Below are 14,208 nucleotides of genomic sequence, written 5' to 3'. Positions count from 1 at the left end.
ACCACACCCGGCCGCCCGTGTGACGGCCCGTCTCCCTACCCGTCTCCGTGCACCGCGACGGAGCGAACGGGGTTGGCATGAACGGGGTCCCCATGAACAACGCCCCGCACCTGCTCGCCGAGGACCGCCCTGACTACGAGCGCCTCCTCGACGAAGCACTGCGTGACGGCACCGTCCTCACCGCCCTGCGCACGCCCGGCGCACTCACCGCCGACCAGTTGCGCATCAAGGCCCTGCGCGCCGCCGACGGCGTCGCGGCCGCGGCGGCCACCGAGTACACGCACTACCTCCGGCTCCGCGACAGCCTGCGGGAGACACCACCGCCCGCCCGGAGCGGCGAGCCCAGCGCGCCCGGCCTGCTCACCCAGCTGCGCTCCGCCAACGGCGGCGCCGGGCTCTTCCCGGTGCTCACCGTGCTCACCCCGATCCTGGCCTGGGCCGCCGCACTCGTCCTGCTGCTGATCGGCTACGCGCTGCGGGCCGCCGACCCCGAGCTACGGCTGGCCCGCTCGCTGCTGACCGCCGGCTGGCTGGCGCTGGCGGCCGGCGTGGTCGCGATGGCGGTGGGCATCGTCGGGCTGATCCTCACCGCCCTGCGGGACGGCGCCGGCACCCCGACGCCCCCCGGCACCGACCCGGACCTCGCCGCCGAGCTCGCCGACGCCCGGCGCGACTGGCAGCGCGCGCTGCGCGAGCGGGCACTGCTGCCCTACCTGCACACCGCCCTGCGCGCCGACCCCACGACGGCGCCGGGCATACCGGGACCGGGCGCCGAACCCGACACCGCCCGCCCCGACGGCGCCCGCCCGGACACCGCCCGCCCGGACTTCAGCAGCCCCGGTTACAGCGGGCCGGGCTACAGCGGGCCTGGCTTCACCAGCCCCGGTGCCGAGGGGCTCACCGACCCGCAGGGCCGGGAGCCGCGCACGGCCTCCTTCAGCACCCCGGACTTCACCGGCCCCGGCTACACCGGGCCGGGCTTCACGGGGCCGGACGAGGTCTGACCCCGAGGGACGGGCGGGTGGGCCGGGGCCGGTGGGCCCGGGTGGGCCGCCGCCCGGGCCCATCCGGCGTCAGTTCGCCGCGGCCGCACCCGGATCGGCCACCCAACCCGGATCTGCCCCCGCGACCGGATCGGCCCCCGCAACCGGATCGGCGCCGGGCTCCGCCCCCGCGCCGGCGTCCGTCGCGGCGCGGACGAACGCGCGGACCCGCTCGGTGGTGTTGCTCTCCAACCAGACCAGCCCGCGCTCGATCGGCGACGCGTCGCGGATCGGCACGTAGGCGACGTCCGGGCGGGGGTAGTACCGCCGGGAGTGCTCGCCCACCGGCAGGACGCCCCGGCCCATCGCCACCAGCGAGAGCATCTCGGAGAAGGTGTTGCCGACCGGCCCCTTGGGCACCGGCCGGCCCGCCGGGGTGCGCTCCGGCGTCCGGTCCCGCTTGAACTCGACCGAGGTGACCGCCGGGTACTGCACCACCGGGTGCTCGGCGAGGACTTCGAGCGAGACCGACTCCGCCCCGGCCAACGGATGCCCGGCGGCCACCGCCAGGACCCGCCGCTCCTCCATCAGCGCCGGCCCGCGGGCCATCCCGTCGAACGGGAAGGCCGCGATGAGGAGGTCGACGGAGCCGTCCAGCAGGCTGGCCCGGGAGTTGAACAGCTGCACCTCCCGGACGTCCACCCGGCAGCCCGGGTGGCGCTCGGTGAACAGCCGCACGGCCCTGAGCAGCACCGGCGCGGTCCACTCGCCCAGGAAGGCGACCCGCAGCTCCCCGGTCACCCCGCGCCCGGCCTCGACGGCGCGGCGCACCGACTCCTCGATCCCGGCGGCCAGCGGCGCCAGGTCCCCGGCCAGCCGCTGCCCGATCGCGGTGAGCCGCACGATCCGGCTGGTGCGCTCGAACAGCCGGGCGCCGATCCGCCGCTCCAGCTTCCCGATCACCTGGCTGATCCGGCCGGTGCTGACTCCCAGACGCTCGGCGGTCCGCCCGAAGTGGAGCTCCTCGGCGAGGGTCAGCAGCGCCTCGATCTCGTGGCGCTCCCACACGGCCGGCTCCCATCGTTTACTTCCGGTGAACGATCCTGGACCGATCGAGCGTTGATCCCCCGCCCGGGGCGGTCCGATCATGGAAGCACGTCACCCCGCCCGCCCCACCCCCGGGAGTCCCCAGTGAGCGCCGTCCGCGTCAAGGCCTTCGACCACCTCGTCCTCAACGTCCGGGACGTCGAGCGCTCGCTGGACTTCTACGCCGGCCTGCTCGGTCTGGCCCCCGTCCGCGTCGACGAGTGGCGGGCCGGCAAGGTCTCGTTCCCCTCCGTGCGGGTCAGCCCGGAGACCATCATCGACCTGACCGCCCGCGAGCGCGGCGGGTCCAACGTCGACCACATCTGCCTCACCGTCGACCCCCTGGACTGGCAGGAGGTCATCGACTCCGGCGCGTTCACCGTCCTCGAAGGCCCCGTCCCCCGCTACGGCGCCCGCGGCAGCGCCACCTCGGTCTACGTGCAGGACCCGGACGGCAACACCGTCGAACTCCGCTGGTACCCCGAGGACGCTTCCTGAGCGCCGGACCCGGCCCACGAACAGGCCGAGGACACGCCGGTACAGGGGTCCGGCGTGCCCTCGGCCGACATCCGGCGGGGGTGCCGGGGCCGCTGGCGGCCCCGGCCGTGCCGCGTTACACGTTCGGGTGGACGAAGTCGATGTCGGACTGCCCGGTGTACGCGCGGCTGAGCAGGAAGCGGGCCTCGGACGGCCGGTACACGCCGTAGGTGGTGCGGCCGGTGCCACTCCAGTCACCCACGATCGGCAGGTCGCCGGGCGCGCCGAAGCCGGCGGTGGAGACGCTGCCGTCGTCGTGCCGCAGCGCGAAGACACCGAGGCCCTTCAGGCCCTCGGCCGGCCGGTAGATCCCCAGCTGGGTGTGGCCGACGCCGTCCCAGTCGCCCACCACGGGCAGGTCGCCGGCGTCGCCGAAGACGGCGCTGCTGAAGCTGCCGTCGTCGTGCCGCACGATGAACGCCCCGGTGCTCGGACGGTAGACGGCCAGCTGCGCGTGCCCGTTGCCGTCCCAGCGGCCCGGCACCGGGACGTCCCCCGGGTCGCCCATCGGCACGGCGGTGACGCTGCCGTCCTGGTGTCGCAGGCCGAAGGTGCTCGAACCCGGCCGGTAGATGCCCGCCTGGTCGTGCCCGGTGCCGTCCCAGTCGCCCGCGACCGGAGTGTCACCGGCCTGGCCGAGGTAGATCCGCTCACCCTGGCCGGTCGGCGCGTTGGTGGTCAGCGGGGTCAGCGCGCCGTTCCGGTAGAACGCCACCGTGGCGGGCTGCCCGGTGGTCCAGCGGCCGGCGATCGGAGTGGCCACCGAGACCGGGTACGTGATCGAGGCCGAGCGGCCGTGGTCGTCCGTCACCGTGTGGGTGACGGTGTACGTGCCGGGCTTCGCGTAGGAGTGGCGCGCGGTGGTGGCGCTCCCCGCCACCGGCGCGGTGCCGTCACCGAAGTCGAAGCTCCGGGTGGCCACCGGCCACGGGCTGACCGTCGCGGTGCCGTCGGCCAGCACCTCCTGGCCGCCCGTGTTGTAGGGCGACAGCGCGAGGGCGGGCCGGACCGGGCCGGGAGCGGCGACCGTGACCCGGGTGGACATGGTCTTCGTCAGGCCCAGGCCGTCGGTCGCGGTCAGCGTGGCGGTGTAGGTCCCCGGGGCGTAGTCGTGCCGCGCCGGGAAGGCGACCGGGCCGGCCGGCGCGCTGCCGTCGCCGAAGTCCAGCGTGGCGGTCGCGGGGGACCAGGGCGAATCGACCCGGCCGTTGATCACGGCGGTCAGCGGCTGCCCGGCCGGCGGGGTCGACGAGACGCTCAGCGACACGGCCAGCGGGTCCTGCGCCTCGACCGCGCCCCGGTCGTAGTAGCCGACACCGGTCCCGGTGTTGGCGACCACCGGGTTGTCGGCCCGCGGCCTGCCGCGCCCGTCGGTGGTCAGCGTGCCGGGTGCGGTCGCGTCGGCCGAGTCGACGGCGGGGGAGTCGGGCCGCGACAGGTCCTCACGGGAGGCGGACAGGTCGTGCGCGCCCTGGCCGGAGGCCTGCTGGAACTGCGCGACCGTGGCGTACGTCCGGCCCGCCCAGCTGTACGGCGTCCGCGTCAGCGTGGTGACGAGGTTGTAGTCCGCCTTGGTCCCCGCGGTCGAGCCGACGGACACCGAGAGGTCCTCGTGTCCGGTGGACGCGCAGGCGCCCCAGCTCGGGTGGCCGTTCTCGTCCCCGTCCAGCACGTTGTTCTCGACCGTCGCGCCCGTGGACGCCCCGGCCAGCTCGACCAGCGGCCCGCAGGAGGCCTGGACGGTGTTGCCGGTGACCACCGCGTCCGGAGCGTCGGTGATCCGCACCCCGACGCCCGAGTTGGAGCTGAGGTAGTTGGTCGTCAGGACCGCGTGCCGTACTCCGGCGTCGACCTGGACGCCGCCCGCGTGCGAGGCGCTGATGTCGTTGCGGCTCAGGGTGACGTCGCTGCTCGCACCGGTGATCCGCGCGCTCGGGTACCCGGTGCCGACCGTGCTGTCCCAGCCGGAGCTGTAGACGACCAGGTCGTCGATGGTGACCCGGCTGGAGTCGGTGACCAGGACGGCCTCCCGACCGGAGCGCCCGAAGAGGTGCCGGACCACGACGTCGTGGACGCCGGTGAGGGCGACGACGTTGCTGAGGCCCCCGTACTCCCCGAGGACCGTTCCCCGGCCCGCCGGGTCCTCGGTGTAGGGCGTCCCGACGAAGGTGATCGGCGCCGTCGGCGTCCCGGAGCGGGTGAGCGCGATCGGCTCGTTGTAGTCACCGCCCGCGATGTGCACGGTCTGCCCCGGCCGGACGGCGTCCGCCACGGCGCCGATGGTGCAGAAGGGCGTGCCCTGGCCCCCCGCGGCGGGCGCGGAGTCGGAGCAGGACGCGGACTTGTTGTCCACGTACAGGTCGGTGGCGTCGGCGCTCGCGGTGGCGACCGAGGTGATCGCCCCGGTGACCGACAGGACCAGAACGACTGCAGCCGGAATACGTGCTCTTCGCACGGTGGTTCCCCCATGATTCACGCGATGGCGCCAGAACGGCGGAGCACACATTCGTGTGATCAACATGCTGCTGTCAAATGCATTCCACCCCCCGGCGGCGAGCCCGGGCACCGCAATCCCGGCGCGGTCGATCGGCCGTGGAAGCGCACCGGCCCGCGACTCCCCCCTTCGGGTCGCGGGAACTCGCGGGCCGTCTCCGGGTCGAGGGCCAGGTTGAACTGGTCCTCCCAGCGGAACTCGAAGCGGGCGTCGGAGAGGGCGTCGTCCCAGGCCTGGGCGCCGGGGTGGCCCTTGGCCAGGTCGGCGGCACGGACGGCGATCTTGTAGGTGATGACGCCGGTCTTCACGTCGTCCCGGTCGCGCAGGCCCGGGTTGAGTGGCTCCTCCGCCGGCGTGTGGTTCCCCGCCGCGGCCGCGCCCCGCGTGTGCGAGGCGTCCTGGACCGTTTCCCGAGACTGCTCCGGACCCCGCCGGGCCGGGCCCGACCGGAGTAGCCTGGGCTTCATCCAGGGCATTCCGCATCCGGTCCCGTTCCGGCTTCGTTCTGGGTGCAGGACAGCACCGGGCGGCGCAGAACCGCCCGGAGGCGGGTCGGGTCGACGTCATGACCACCCAGTACGCACAGTCCGCGAGCCACGGCCTCACGGTGTCGGACGCGATGGAGCCCTACGAGTACCAGATCGCCGACGACATCACCGTCGACCGGGCCAACGAGATCTTCCGCGGTGCCCACGTCGCCTACCTGCTGGTCCGCGACCACAACGGCCGCTGCGAGGGGCTGGTGACGCGGGCCGGTCTCGATTCGTTCCTGACCCGCTCCTGGTACGCCGAGCGGACCGCGCTGCGCGACACCGCGCACCAGCGGGGCCCGTTCGCCTGGCCCGGGATGGCCCTCGGCCTGGCGGCGCTGGCGATGAGGATCAAGTCCCTCGCGATCTGGCCGGTCGTCGACGACGACGGCTACCTCCTCGGCATCCTCACCGCCGACCGCGTGGCCGGCCTGACGGCCCCTCACCCCGTCGCCTGACCGTCCGGACGGGTCGGCGCGGCGCGGTCACCCCGGCGGGCGAACTCCCCCGCCCCCGCCCCGCCGACCTCCGGGGCGATGGCCGCTCAGAGCCCGAGGATCTCGCGGATGAGGCCGAGTTTGCGCTCCGGGGAGAGGCCCCGGGGGCGGTCGGCGAGCAGACCGTTCAGGACGGTGGGGACGTCGAACCCGTCGGGGGCCTGAATCGCGTCGATGACCTGGCACCGCAGACCGTCGTCCCGCAGAAACACCCACAGCTCGTGCTCCTTGCGCGGTTCGGCGTTCTCCCTCGGCGACAGCCGCCAGGCCGGGAACCAGCCGAGACCCTCCGCCGCGAGGCTCTCGGCCACTTCGTCCAGCACGTACTTGCCGAGTCTGCGGTATCCGAGTTCCTCGCGCAGCTCTCCGAGCGTGACTCGGAGCAGGCCGCCGACGAGACGGCAGCGTTCGGCCACGGTACCGGCGTCGCCCTCGGTCGCCGCGAGCAGCCCGCCCTGCCGATTCATTGGGTCGTTCATATGCAGGCCAACGACTCGATCCCCCGAGCGATACGTCATTTCACCACCATGGACGCGGCCAAGAGGAAAAACGGTACTGCTAAGGCATGGAAGGCACTCAGGGGAGGATTACGACGGCATTCGGGTCCACCGGTCCCATGCGGGAACGACGTCGGACTCCGTGAGCGTAGCCGGATCCGGAGGAGCCGACCGGAGCTGAGGCCGAGACTCCGTACGCGGCGTTGAGTACGTAGACAAACGACGCGCCGGGCAGAGGTGAAGATACCCCGACGGCGCCACCGCTTCACCCTTTTGCATCTTTATTATTCTTTCCTTCTCATGTTGTTGTTGCACGGTGTACTGAGTTGGTGACGGTGCATCACCATCCCTGGCGGACTGTCGCTCTGTGGCCCTCCCGGGGTGACGCCCGTGGCGCCCCGGCGCACGTACGAGGGCTTGTGGGCCGACCAGAACTCACCATCAGTGCTCCGAAACACCTCTTTCCGGGTGACGGAGCTCAACAACGACAAGAAGGGTCCCGTCCCATGGCAGTCGATGCCATTCCGCCCGCCCCACCCGACAGCGGGCGCCGACGCTCCCGCCTCACGGGGGCGCTCGTCCTGCTCTCCGGATTCACGTTGCTGGCGACAGCAGGTCTGGTCGCGAGCCCCGCGCACGCCGCCACGGCACCGGTGACGCTGGGGACCGACACCAGCTACGCGATCCTGGCCGCCTCAACCGTCACCAACACCGGCCCCAGCGTGATCAACGGAGACCTGGGCCTCAGCCCGGGCACCAGCGTGACGGGCTTTCCGCCCGGGATCGTGAACGGCGTCCAGCACGTCAACGACGCCCAGGCCGCACAGGCCCAGTCCGACCTGGTCATCGCCTACAACGACGCCGCGGGCCGAGCCCCCACCGCCAGCCTGACCTCTCCGGGCGACATCGGCGGACTGACGCTGACGCCCGGCGTCTACAAGGCCACGTCGTCGCTCAACCTCACCGGGACCGTCACCCTCGACGCCCTGGGCGACCCCAGTGCCGTCTTCATCTTCCAGATCGCCTCCACCCTGATCACGGCGCCGTCGAGCGTCGTCAGCCTGGTCAACGGGGCGCAGCCCTGCAACGTGTTCTGGCAGGTGGGCAGCTCCGCCACCATCGACGTCAGCTCCTTCTTCAAGGGCAACATCCTCGCCATGACGTCCATCACCGTGAACCACGCCTCGGTGATCGAAGGCCGTGCCCTGGCCCGCACGGGGGCCGTCACGCTGGACGACAACACCATCACGAGGGCGGCCTGCACCGTCGGCCCGCCCGGACCGAGCGGTCCTGCTGGCCCGAGCGGTCCTGCCGGTCCGAGCGGTCCTGCTGGTCCGAGCGGACCCACCGGTCCGACTGGACCCACCGGTCCGAGCGGACCCGCCGGTCCGGCCGGCTCGCCCGGTGCGCCCGGTTCGCCCGGCCCCGACGGCGCTCCCGGCGTACCCGGCGCCCCGGGTGCGCCTGGTTCCCCCGGCCCCAACGGCGCTCCCGGCGTGCCCGGCGCCCCTGGTGCACCTGGTGCCCCCGGCCCCAACGGCGCCCCAGGAGCCCCCGGTGCACCTGGTTCGCCCGGCCCCAACGGCGCTCCCGGCGTACCCGGCACCCCGGGTGCACCTGGTGCCCCCGGCCCCAACGGCGCCCCAGGAGCCCCCGGTGCACCTGGTGCTCCGGGTGCCAACGGACTCCCCGGCGCGAACGGCTCGCCCGGTGCCAACGGACTCCCCGGCGCGAACGGCTCGCCCGGCGCGAACGGCTCGCCCGGTGCCAACGGACTCCCCGGCGCGAACGGCTCGCCCGGCGCGAACGGCTCGCCCGGTGCGAACGGCTCACCCGGCGCCAACGGCTCACCCGGCGCACCCGGTTCTCCCGGCCCCGCAGGACCGGCAGGACCCGCAGGTCCGACAGGCCCGGCAGGACCGGCGGGCCCCGCAGGGCCGTCCCAGTCTCCAAGCGGCCACGGCGGTCACGGCGGGCCGGGGCACGGCGACCAGGGTCACGGTGGTCATGAGCAAGGTCATCACGGGAACGACCACGGCCCTCACGGCAACGTGCCGGGCGGCTCCGTGCAGGTCGGCAACGGTCACGGCGGCAACGCATCGGGCGCTCCCGTGCAGGGCGGTCCCGTGCAGCACCCGGATGAGTCGGGGGCGGCACTCGCCGCCACCGGCTCGGGTGGATCGATCGGCCTCCTGGTCGGCTCGACGGCCGCCCTCACCCTGGGCGGTGCACTCGTCGTCCTGGTGAGGCGAAGCGGACGAGCCGCGGCCCGCCGACGGCACTGACCCCGACGAAACCCGGCAAACCCCGCGGATCTCGCGGCGACGGCGGACGACCCGGCCGGCGCCGATCGTGGCCCCCCGGGACGTCCGACGACATCCGACGACGTGAAAGCGCACCGGCCCGCGACTCCCCCCACGGGACGCGGGCCGGTGCAGTCGGTGGAGAGTCAGTCCGCGATCGGCAGGTAGACCCGGTTGCCCTGCTCCGCGAACTCCTACTCTCGGCAGCTGCGGGGAGCCCGGCCGGAATGGTCCCCCGTAGATCCCGCGCAGGCTCCGTACCGGCGCACACGGCGTCTCGCCGGAGGCGAAAGGCCCCCGCCCCGCAGGCGCCTGGGGAGGCTGCGGGGCGACGGTCGAGCCCGCCAGAGGGGGATGCCAGCGGGGGTACGAGGGCGGTCAGGGGCATGCCCGCCGCCCGTTGAGTGGCGGTTGACCAGGTGCGGTTACGCCGGAACCGGGGGAAGGTCCGTGAGGGCGCGCGTGGCCTGGTCCCGCGCGCGAAAGCCGAGGCTGATGAGGGTGATGCCCTCCCCTGTGCTGAGGGGCGTCCGGCCGTGCGGCGTGAGCGCTCCGTCGAAGACGACAGCGGTGCCCACTCCAAGGTCGCATTCGAGGTAGCCGGCGGCGCTGATGAAGACGGTGGTGCTGGCCTTGTCCGCTTCGGTGGGGCGGGTGCGCTTGAGGCAGATGATCAAATTGGCCTCGCCGAACCCGGCCTCGTCCACGTGGAAGTCGAGGGACTGCCCTTCCGTGTAGCCGATGTAGACGCCGGTGTGCGGCTGATCGACGTCCAGACCGGTGGAGCGGGCCACGAGCGCGGCAAGGTCGACCTGGGCGGCGAAGTGGTTCGCGGCGTCGCCGACGGCAGCGTTGCGCTTGCCGTTGTGCCGGTAGCCGTCGGCGGTGAGGGCCTTCTCGGCTTCCGCCGCCATGGCGGTGATCAGACCGGTGGGGAACGGCTGGTCCCACAGGTGGCGGGGCTGCACCCGCTGGTGCACGGCGAGGCTCCGCACCCCGTCCCGGACGACGTCGAGGTCGTCGTGCCACCGGGTCGGGTCGCCCACGGTGGTGCGGGCCTGGAGCCAAGCCGTCCACCGACGGCTCCACTCCTCGGGTGCCGCGACGACCGGCGCTGACACGGGGGTGCTGCCGATCAGTGCGTCGACCCGGTTGAGCGCGGCTTGCGTGGACTCGACCAAGTCGGTGCTCCCCTTGGCGATCCGCAGCCGCAGCGCCTCTTGCAGGTGCGCACGGGCACCGGCGAGGTCGCCGTGCTCCATGAGATGCTTGCCGAAGTGCTGGAGCGCGAAGTCGAGCAGTTCCGGGCACCTGCCCCGCGCGGTGTCCAGGGCGCTGCGGTAGAACGTCTCCGCAGTCTCGACGTCACCGGCGTAGCGGTGGGCGTCGCCGAAGTTGAGTTCCGTGGCGACGACGGCCCGGACGTTCCCGCTGGCGATGGCCAGTTCGAGTGACCGGCGAAGGAACGTGTGGGCCTCGCCGTAGTCCCCCAGGCTCATCTGGGCGATGCCGATCCACCGGGTCAGGACGCGGGTTCGGTCGGGATCGGGCCCGGTGGACAACTCCTCCCGGAGCCGGGCCACCGCGGCGGTCAGCTCGGCCCGGTCGGTGGGGACCATCCGCAGGTCTTCGTCTTGCGTGATGAGGTGCTGGAGCACTGAGCCTTCCCTCGTTCGGTTGCGGTCAGCCTGGCACTACAGCTGGTCGATCTGCTGGCGCAGGCCGGTCAGTAGGTCCACCCCGTGCGGGGTGAAGTGCTCACCCAGGAGTTCGAGTTCGCGCATGAGGTAGCGGGCGGCCGGCAGCCCCCCGTCGTAGGCGCTCTGGAAGCACGCGCGCTCGTTGGCGGTCAGGTCGTCGCGGTCAAGCTCGGTGCGGCGGAACCGCAACAACTGGTTGTAGACGCAGATCGCGTGGAAGGCGCGATCGATCTCCCACGCCTGGTTGCGCGCGACACCCTGTCCGGCTCGCCACGCGATTTCGATCTTGGGGGAGGTCTCGGACGAGTACCCGTCGGCGAAGACCTGGTGTTGGTGGATGTGCAGGGCGATCGACTGGTGCGTTCCCTCGTGCAGCAGGTTCTCCGCGAGGAAGAAGGGGGACGGCTCCGTGGTGACGGTGTTCGGCGGGATATGGTGCCGGGCCTTGTCGGTGAACACGATGACGTACGGGAGCGCCGGGTCACTGGAACTGGTCAGCGAGGAGGCGCGGACACCGGGCTTGAGGCCGACCCACAGCATGCCGCGAACGAACTCGCGCATCCGGTCGAAGCCCTCGGGATGGACCAGTGACAGGCGGTCCAGCGCGGCCGTCAGCGCCGCGCGCCGCTCGTCGGTGTGTTCCACGATCCGGTAGTTCGCCAGGTTCACGTCGTCGGCGATCTCGCGGGGCAGCTCGGCGTCGAACCAGTCGAAGGTCACGCCGGCCACCGTCAAGGACTCGCTGCACAGGGTGCGGGCGTGCTCCGCGTAGGGCGTGCCCGACCGCAGGATGCGGCCCATCAGTGCAAATGGGAGAGCCCACTCGGCTCCCGCCTCCCGGAGCTGGGCCAACTCCGGGTCGCTGCGGGTGAGATCGAAGAAGGAACCGGACGGAACGCGGTCGGCAATCGTGGTCGACACGGTGGACTCTCCTTGGACGGAAACTGCAGAGGGTGGAGCGGGAGGGGGCGGGCCGACTCGGCTGCTCACGCCGAGCCGACCCGCCATGCCGTCAACCAGACGGCGTCACTTCAGACCCGAGATCAGCTCTCGGTTCCCACGGGCGCGAAGTCGCCGTCCGGGACCATGTGGTCCAGGGCCCGGGTCAGCCCGGTGACTGCCGGCGCGAAGTCGCCGTCCGGGACGGAGTGGTCCAGCCGCCGCGTCAGGGCGGAGACCTCCGGGGCCCGCTTGGTGTCGCTGCTCATGTGCTTCTCCCATCGAGTTCGCTCTGCCCACCCGGAGATGGGCGGGCAGTCGTGCAGGGTGGTGCAGCCCAGCCCGCCGGAAGCGTCCTTCCGAAGGACTGGGAGTTCGTGAGCGCCCTGGGGGCGCGGGATGGTCAGATCGACGGTTCGCGGTCTGGAGTGAATTGGGCAGTCTGCGCCGAGCCGAGGTGATCAGGGTCCAACTGGTGTGCAGCGGAGACGCCGAGGAGGTGCACGGTGATCACGTGCCCGACTGCCCAGAGGCCGGCCAGTACCGCTCCGACCCGATCACGGTGCTCGCCTCGGCGACAGCCCCGCGCCGTGCTGAATTCGGCAGTCACAGCTTCACCGTCCGCAACTCGAACCAGACCCATTTCCCGAATGGCGCCCAGGTCATTCCCCACCGAGAGGACAAGGCGTCTAGCAGCCCCCGGCCGTACCCGGACTGCGCCTCGGGTGCAGGGACCGTGCGGCACGGCACTTCGCCGGAGGAGTCCCGGACCCCAGCCTGCACGGACTCCCGCTGCTGTGTTACGGAAATGGCGATCTTCGTGCAGCCCGTGTGCTTGGCCGCGTTCGCCCCCAGCTCGGTCACCAGCAGCGCGGCCATATCGTCCAACTCGGTGAGCGACCAGGCGGCCAGAGCGATGCGATCCAACTCGGGTGTCACCCCAGCGGATTGAGGGACGCACGGTAGTTCCATCAGGCAGCCGAGATCGTCAGGCCGTACTGCCGGGACCTCGACGGGTACGGCGCCCGAGGTGCCGGCCGGCGTTGAGATGACGCTTACGGACATGCGGGCCTCCAGTCTACGAGCGAGTCAGGAATGGGCGGCCGTCAACCGGCATGTACGACCGCGCCGAACCAGCCGCACTCGGCGGCCCAGGCAGTCGGGGTTCCCTCGTTCAGTGAACCCGCAGATCACTACGATCGGTATGCCTGCCTGCACGTAGAGTGGTTTACGCGGTTTACAGCGCCAGTCGGGGGTTTGATCTTGGATCCGCTCAAAGAGCCCAACAGCCGCCTGAGAGAGGCGATTTCAACCACCGGTTGGACCTACGAGGCGCTCGCCAACGCGGTGAAGCGGATCGGTGCAGAGAACGGCGAAGTCCTCCGGACCAACAAGTCCGCCGTGGCTCATTGGGTCAGCGGCAGGCAGCAGCCAGAGGGCCAAGTCGGCCAGTACATCGCAGAAGCACTCTCCAGGCGGGCCGGACGCCGAATCACGCTGGCCGAGATCGGGTTCGCCGCGCCCGAGGAGTCCTTGGCCAGCAGCGCCGATCCGATCGAAGCGGCTGGGATCCTGGGTCGCGCAGACGTCGAGCGCCACAACTTCCTTGCCATCGCGGCGTTCACCACCGCTGGGGTCGCCATGCCCCTCATCTACGACCCCGAGCCGATCTCTCGCCTAATGCGAGCCCGCACCACCACCGCGCGGGTCGGTGTCGAAGAGATCGAGGTGGTCCGGCAGGTCACGGCAGTGTTCAGCGTGGCGGACGAGCGGCTGGGCGGAGGGCACGGCCTGACCACCGTGACGGCCTACCTCGCTGATACGGCAGCCCCCATGCTCCACGGCCGCTTCCCGGACGAGAACACCCGAAGGCAGGCCTTCGGCGCCGTGGCCGAGCTTGCCTACCTGGCTGGATGGAAGAACCACGACCTGGGCCGAGAAGGCGCCGCCCAGCACTACTACCGCGTCGGCTACCAACTCGCCGTCGAGGCTGACCCGCACGGTCACGCGGGCTGGATGATGCGCGCACTTGCCCACCAAGCACTCAGCCTCAAACAGCCGCAGCATTGTGCAGCACTGATCGAAAATGCCCTGGCCCGCAGCCTTGGCCGCGTGGATGGGCAGACCGAGGCGCTTCTCCACACCACCCACGCAAGGGCCTTCGCTGCCACCCGCGACAAGCCGGCTGCTGCCCGAGCACTACTCGCGGCAGAGGATGCTCTCACCCGGCCTGGCGACCCTCAGCCGACCTTCTCACTCGTCAGCGGGCCAGCCGCCGGCACTGTTGCCAGCCACACCGCCCGGACCCTCACGGACCTGGAAGACCACACGGGCACCGAACAGCAGCACCGCGCCGCACTGATCCGCTGGGACGCCGAGAAGTACAAGCGGGTCCACGCGCTCACTTACGCCGACCTGGGGGACAGCCTCGCAGCACAAGCCCGAGCCGATGAAGCAGTGTCTACCTGGGGACGCGCTCTCGACCTCATGGAGGGCATGACCTCGGACCGCACCAGAAAGGCGATCGGGTCGATTCGCCCTCAGTTAGCGATCTACCGTAGACGCGGAGTCCCAGGGGCCATTGACCTGGAACGCCGCGCACGCGAGGCACTGACCTAACTGCCGCACCGCCGGAAGGGACC

The 14,208-nt window shown here is 71.9% G+C and carries 12 protein-coding genes and 1 pseudogene; 5 read left to right on the top strand and 8 right to left on the bottom strand.

Annotated elements, in window-relative coordinates; genetic code table 11:
- Window positions 1-77: 77 nt before the first annotated feature.
- Window positions 78-1,004, top strand: a complete 927-nt coding sequence (locus tag ACZ34W_RS04460) for a hypothetical protein (protein ID WP_465601682.1) — start codon at window positions 78-80, stop codon at window positions 1,002-1,004.
- 69 nt (window positions 1,005-1,073) lie between these two features.
- Here ACZ34W_RS04460 and ACZ34W_RS04455 read toward each other — a convergent pair whose 3' ends face one another.
- A complete protein-coding gene (locus ACZ34W_RS04455) occupies window positions 1,074-2,051 on the bottom strand; it encodes a LysR family transcriptional regulator (protein WP_465601679.1) in 978 nt (325 codons plus the stop codon).
- Window positions 2,052-2,174: 123 nt separating this feature from the next.
- Here ACZ34W_RS04455 and ACZ34W_RS04450 point away from each other — a divergent pair, with 123 nt between their 5' ends.
- The gene (locus ACZ34W_RS04450) at window positions 2,175-2,567 is read left to right on the top strand and encodes a VOC family protein (RefSeq protein ID WP_329488872.1); all 393 of its coding nucleotides are present in this window, start codon (window positions 2,175-2,177) and stop codon (window positions 2,565-2,567) included.
- Window positions 2,568-2,682: 115 nt separating this feature from the next.
- Here ACZ34W_RS04450 and ACZ34W_RS04445 read toward each other — a convergent pair whose 3' ends face one another.
- Both ACZ34W_RS04445 and ACZ34W_RS04440 read right to left on the bottom strand, forming a co-directional pair.
- Window positions 2,683-5,061: a PKD domain-containing protein gene (locus ACZ34W_RS04445; protein ID WP_465601676.1), complete on the bottom strand. Its 2,379-nt coding sequence runs from the start codon at window positions 5,059-5,061 to the stop codon at window positions 2,683-2,685.
- Between the two features lie 179 nt (window positions 5,062-5,240).
- Window positions 5,241-5,616: pseudogene (locus tag ACZ34W_RS04440) on the bottom strand (phosphomethylpyrimidine synthase ThiC); the annotation flags it as partial.
- 49 nt (window positions 5,617-5,665) lie between these two features.
- Between ACZ34W_RS04440 and ACZ34W_RS04435 the strand changes: the two are divergent.
- Window positions 5,666-6,088 (top strand): CBS domain-containing protein, encoded by a 423-nt coding sequence (locus ACZ34W_RS04435; protein ID WP_465601673.1) that lies wholly within the window; start codon window positions 5,666-5,668, stop codon window positions 6,086-6,088.
- 86 nt (window positions 6,089-6,174) lie between these two features.
- Here the strand turns inward: ACZ34W_RS04435 and ACZ34W_RS04430 are convergent, their stop codons facing one another.
- A complete protein-coding gene (locus ACZ34W_RS04430) occupies window positions 6,175-6,594 on the bottom strand; it encodes a hypothetical protein (protein ID WP_396486109.1) in 420 nt (139 codons plus the stop codon).
- Window positions 6,595-7,130: 536 nt separating this feature from the next.
- Here ACZ34W_RS04430 and ACZ34W_RS04425 point away from each other — a divergent pair.
- A complete protein-coding gene (locus ACZ34W_RS04425) occupies window positions 7,131-8,909 on the top strand; it encodes an ice-binding family protein (RefSeq protein WP_465601670.1) in 1,779 nt (592 codons plus the stop codon).
- A gap of 443 nt (window positions 8,910-9,352) precedes the next feature.
- Here ACZ34W_RS04425 and ACZ34W_RS04420 read toward each other — a convergent pair whose 3' ends face one another.
- The 4 genes from ACZ34W_RS04420 to ACZ34W_RS04405 form a co-directional block, all read right to left on the bottom strand.
- Window positions 9,353-10,585, bottom strand: coding sequence for a tetratricopeptide repeat protein (locus ACZ34W_RS04420; protein ID WP_465601667.1), 1,233 nt, complete (start codon window positions 10,583-10,585; stop codon window positions 9,353-9,355).
- Between the two features lie 36 nt (window positions 10,586-10,621).
- Entirely contained in the window at window positions 10,622-11,548 is a 927-nt protein-coding gene (locus ACZ34W_RS04415) for a hypothetical protein (protein ID WP_465601664.1), read from the bottom strand.
- Between the two features lie 122 nt (window positions 11,549-11,670).
- Window positions 11,671-11,835 carry a hypothetical protein gene (locus tag ACZ34W_RS04410; RefSeq protein ID WP_465601662.1) on the bottom strand — a complete coding sequence of 55 codons (165 nt, stop codon included), beginning with the start codon at window positions 11,833-11,835 and terminating at the stop codon, window positions 11,671-11,673.
- Window positions 11,836-12,172: 337 nt separating this feature from the next.
- Window positions 12,173-12,631, bottom strand: coding sequence for an ATP-binding protein (locus ACZ34W_RS04405; protein WP_465601659.1), 459 nt, complete (start codon window positions 12,629-12,631; stop codon window positions 12,173-12,175).
- Between the two features lie 198 nt (window positions 12,632-12,829).
- On the opposite strand from ACZ34W_RS04405, the gene ACZ34W_RS04400 reads away from it, so the two are divergent.
- Entirely contained in the window at window positions 12,830-14,185 is a 1,356-nt protein-coding gene (locus tag ACZ34W_RS04400) for a tetratricopeptide repeat protein (RefSeq protein ID WP_465601656.1), read from the top strand.
- The last annotated feature ends 23 nt before the right edge of the window (window positions 14,186-14,208 follow it).

Source organism: Kitasatospora sp. NPDC022856, assembly GCF_055561235.1.
The sequence above is the reverse complement of the archived record's forward strand: the minus strand, read 5'-3'. Positions and strand labels throughout refer to the sequence as shown.

Bases quoted from the DNA above. Each gene is read 5' to 3' on its own strand.
- ACZ34W_RS04430 (WP_396486109.1), bottom strand. From the start codon at position 6,594: ATGAATCGGCAGGGCGGGCTGCTCGCGGCGACCGAGGGCGACGCCGGT.
- ACZ34W_RS04410 (WP_465601662.1), bottom strand. From the start codon at position 11,835: ATGAGCAGCGACACCAAGCGGGCCCCGGAGGTCTCCGCCCTGACGCGG.
- ACZ34W_RS04435 (WP_465601673.1), top strand. From the start codon at position 5,666: ATGACCACCCAGTACGCACAGTCCGCGAGCCACGGCCTCACGGTGTCG.
- ACZ34W_RS04405 (WP_465601659.1), bottom strand. From the start codon at position 12,631: ATGTCCGTAAGCGTCATCTCAACGCCGGCCGGCACCTCGGGCGCCGTA.
- ACZ34W_RS04460 (WP_465601682.1), top strand. From the start codon at position 78: ATGAACGGGGTCCCCATGAACAACGCCCCGCACCTGCTCGCCGAGGAC.
- ACZ34W_RS04425 (WP_465601670.1), top strand. From the start codon at position 7,131: ATGGCAGTCGATGCCATTCCGCCCGCCCCACCCGACAGCGGGCGCCGA.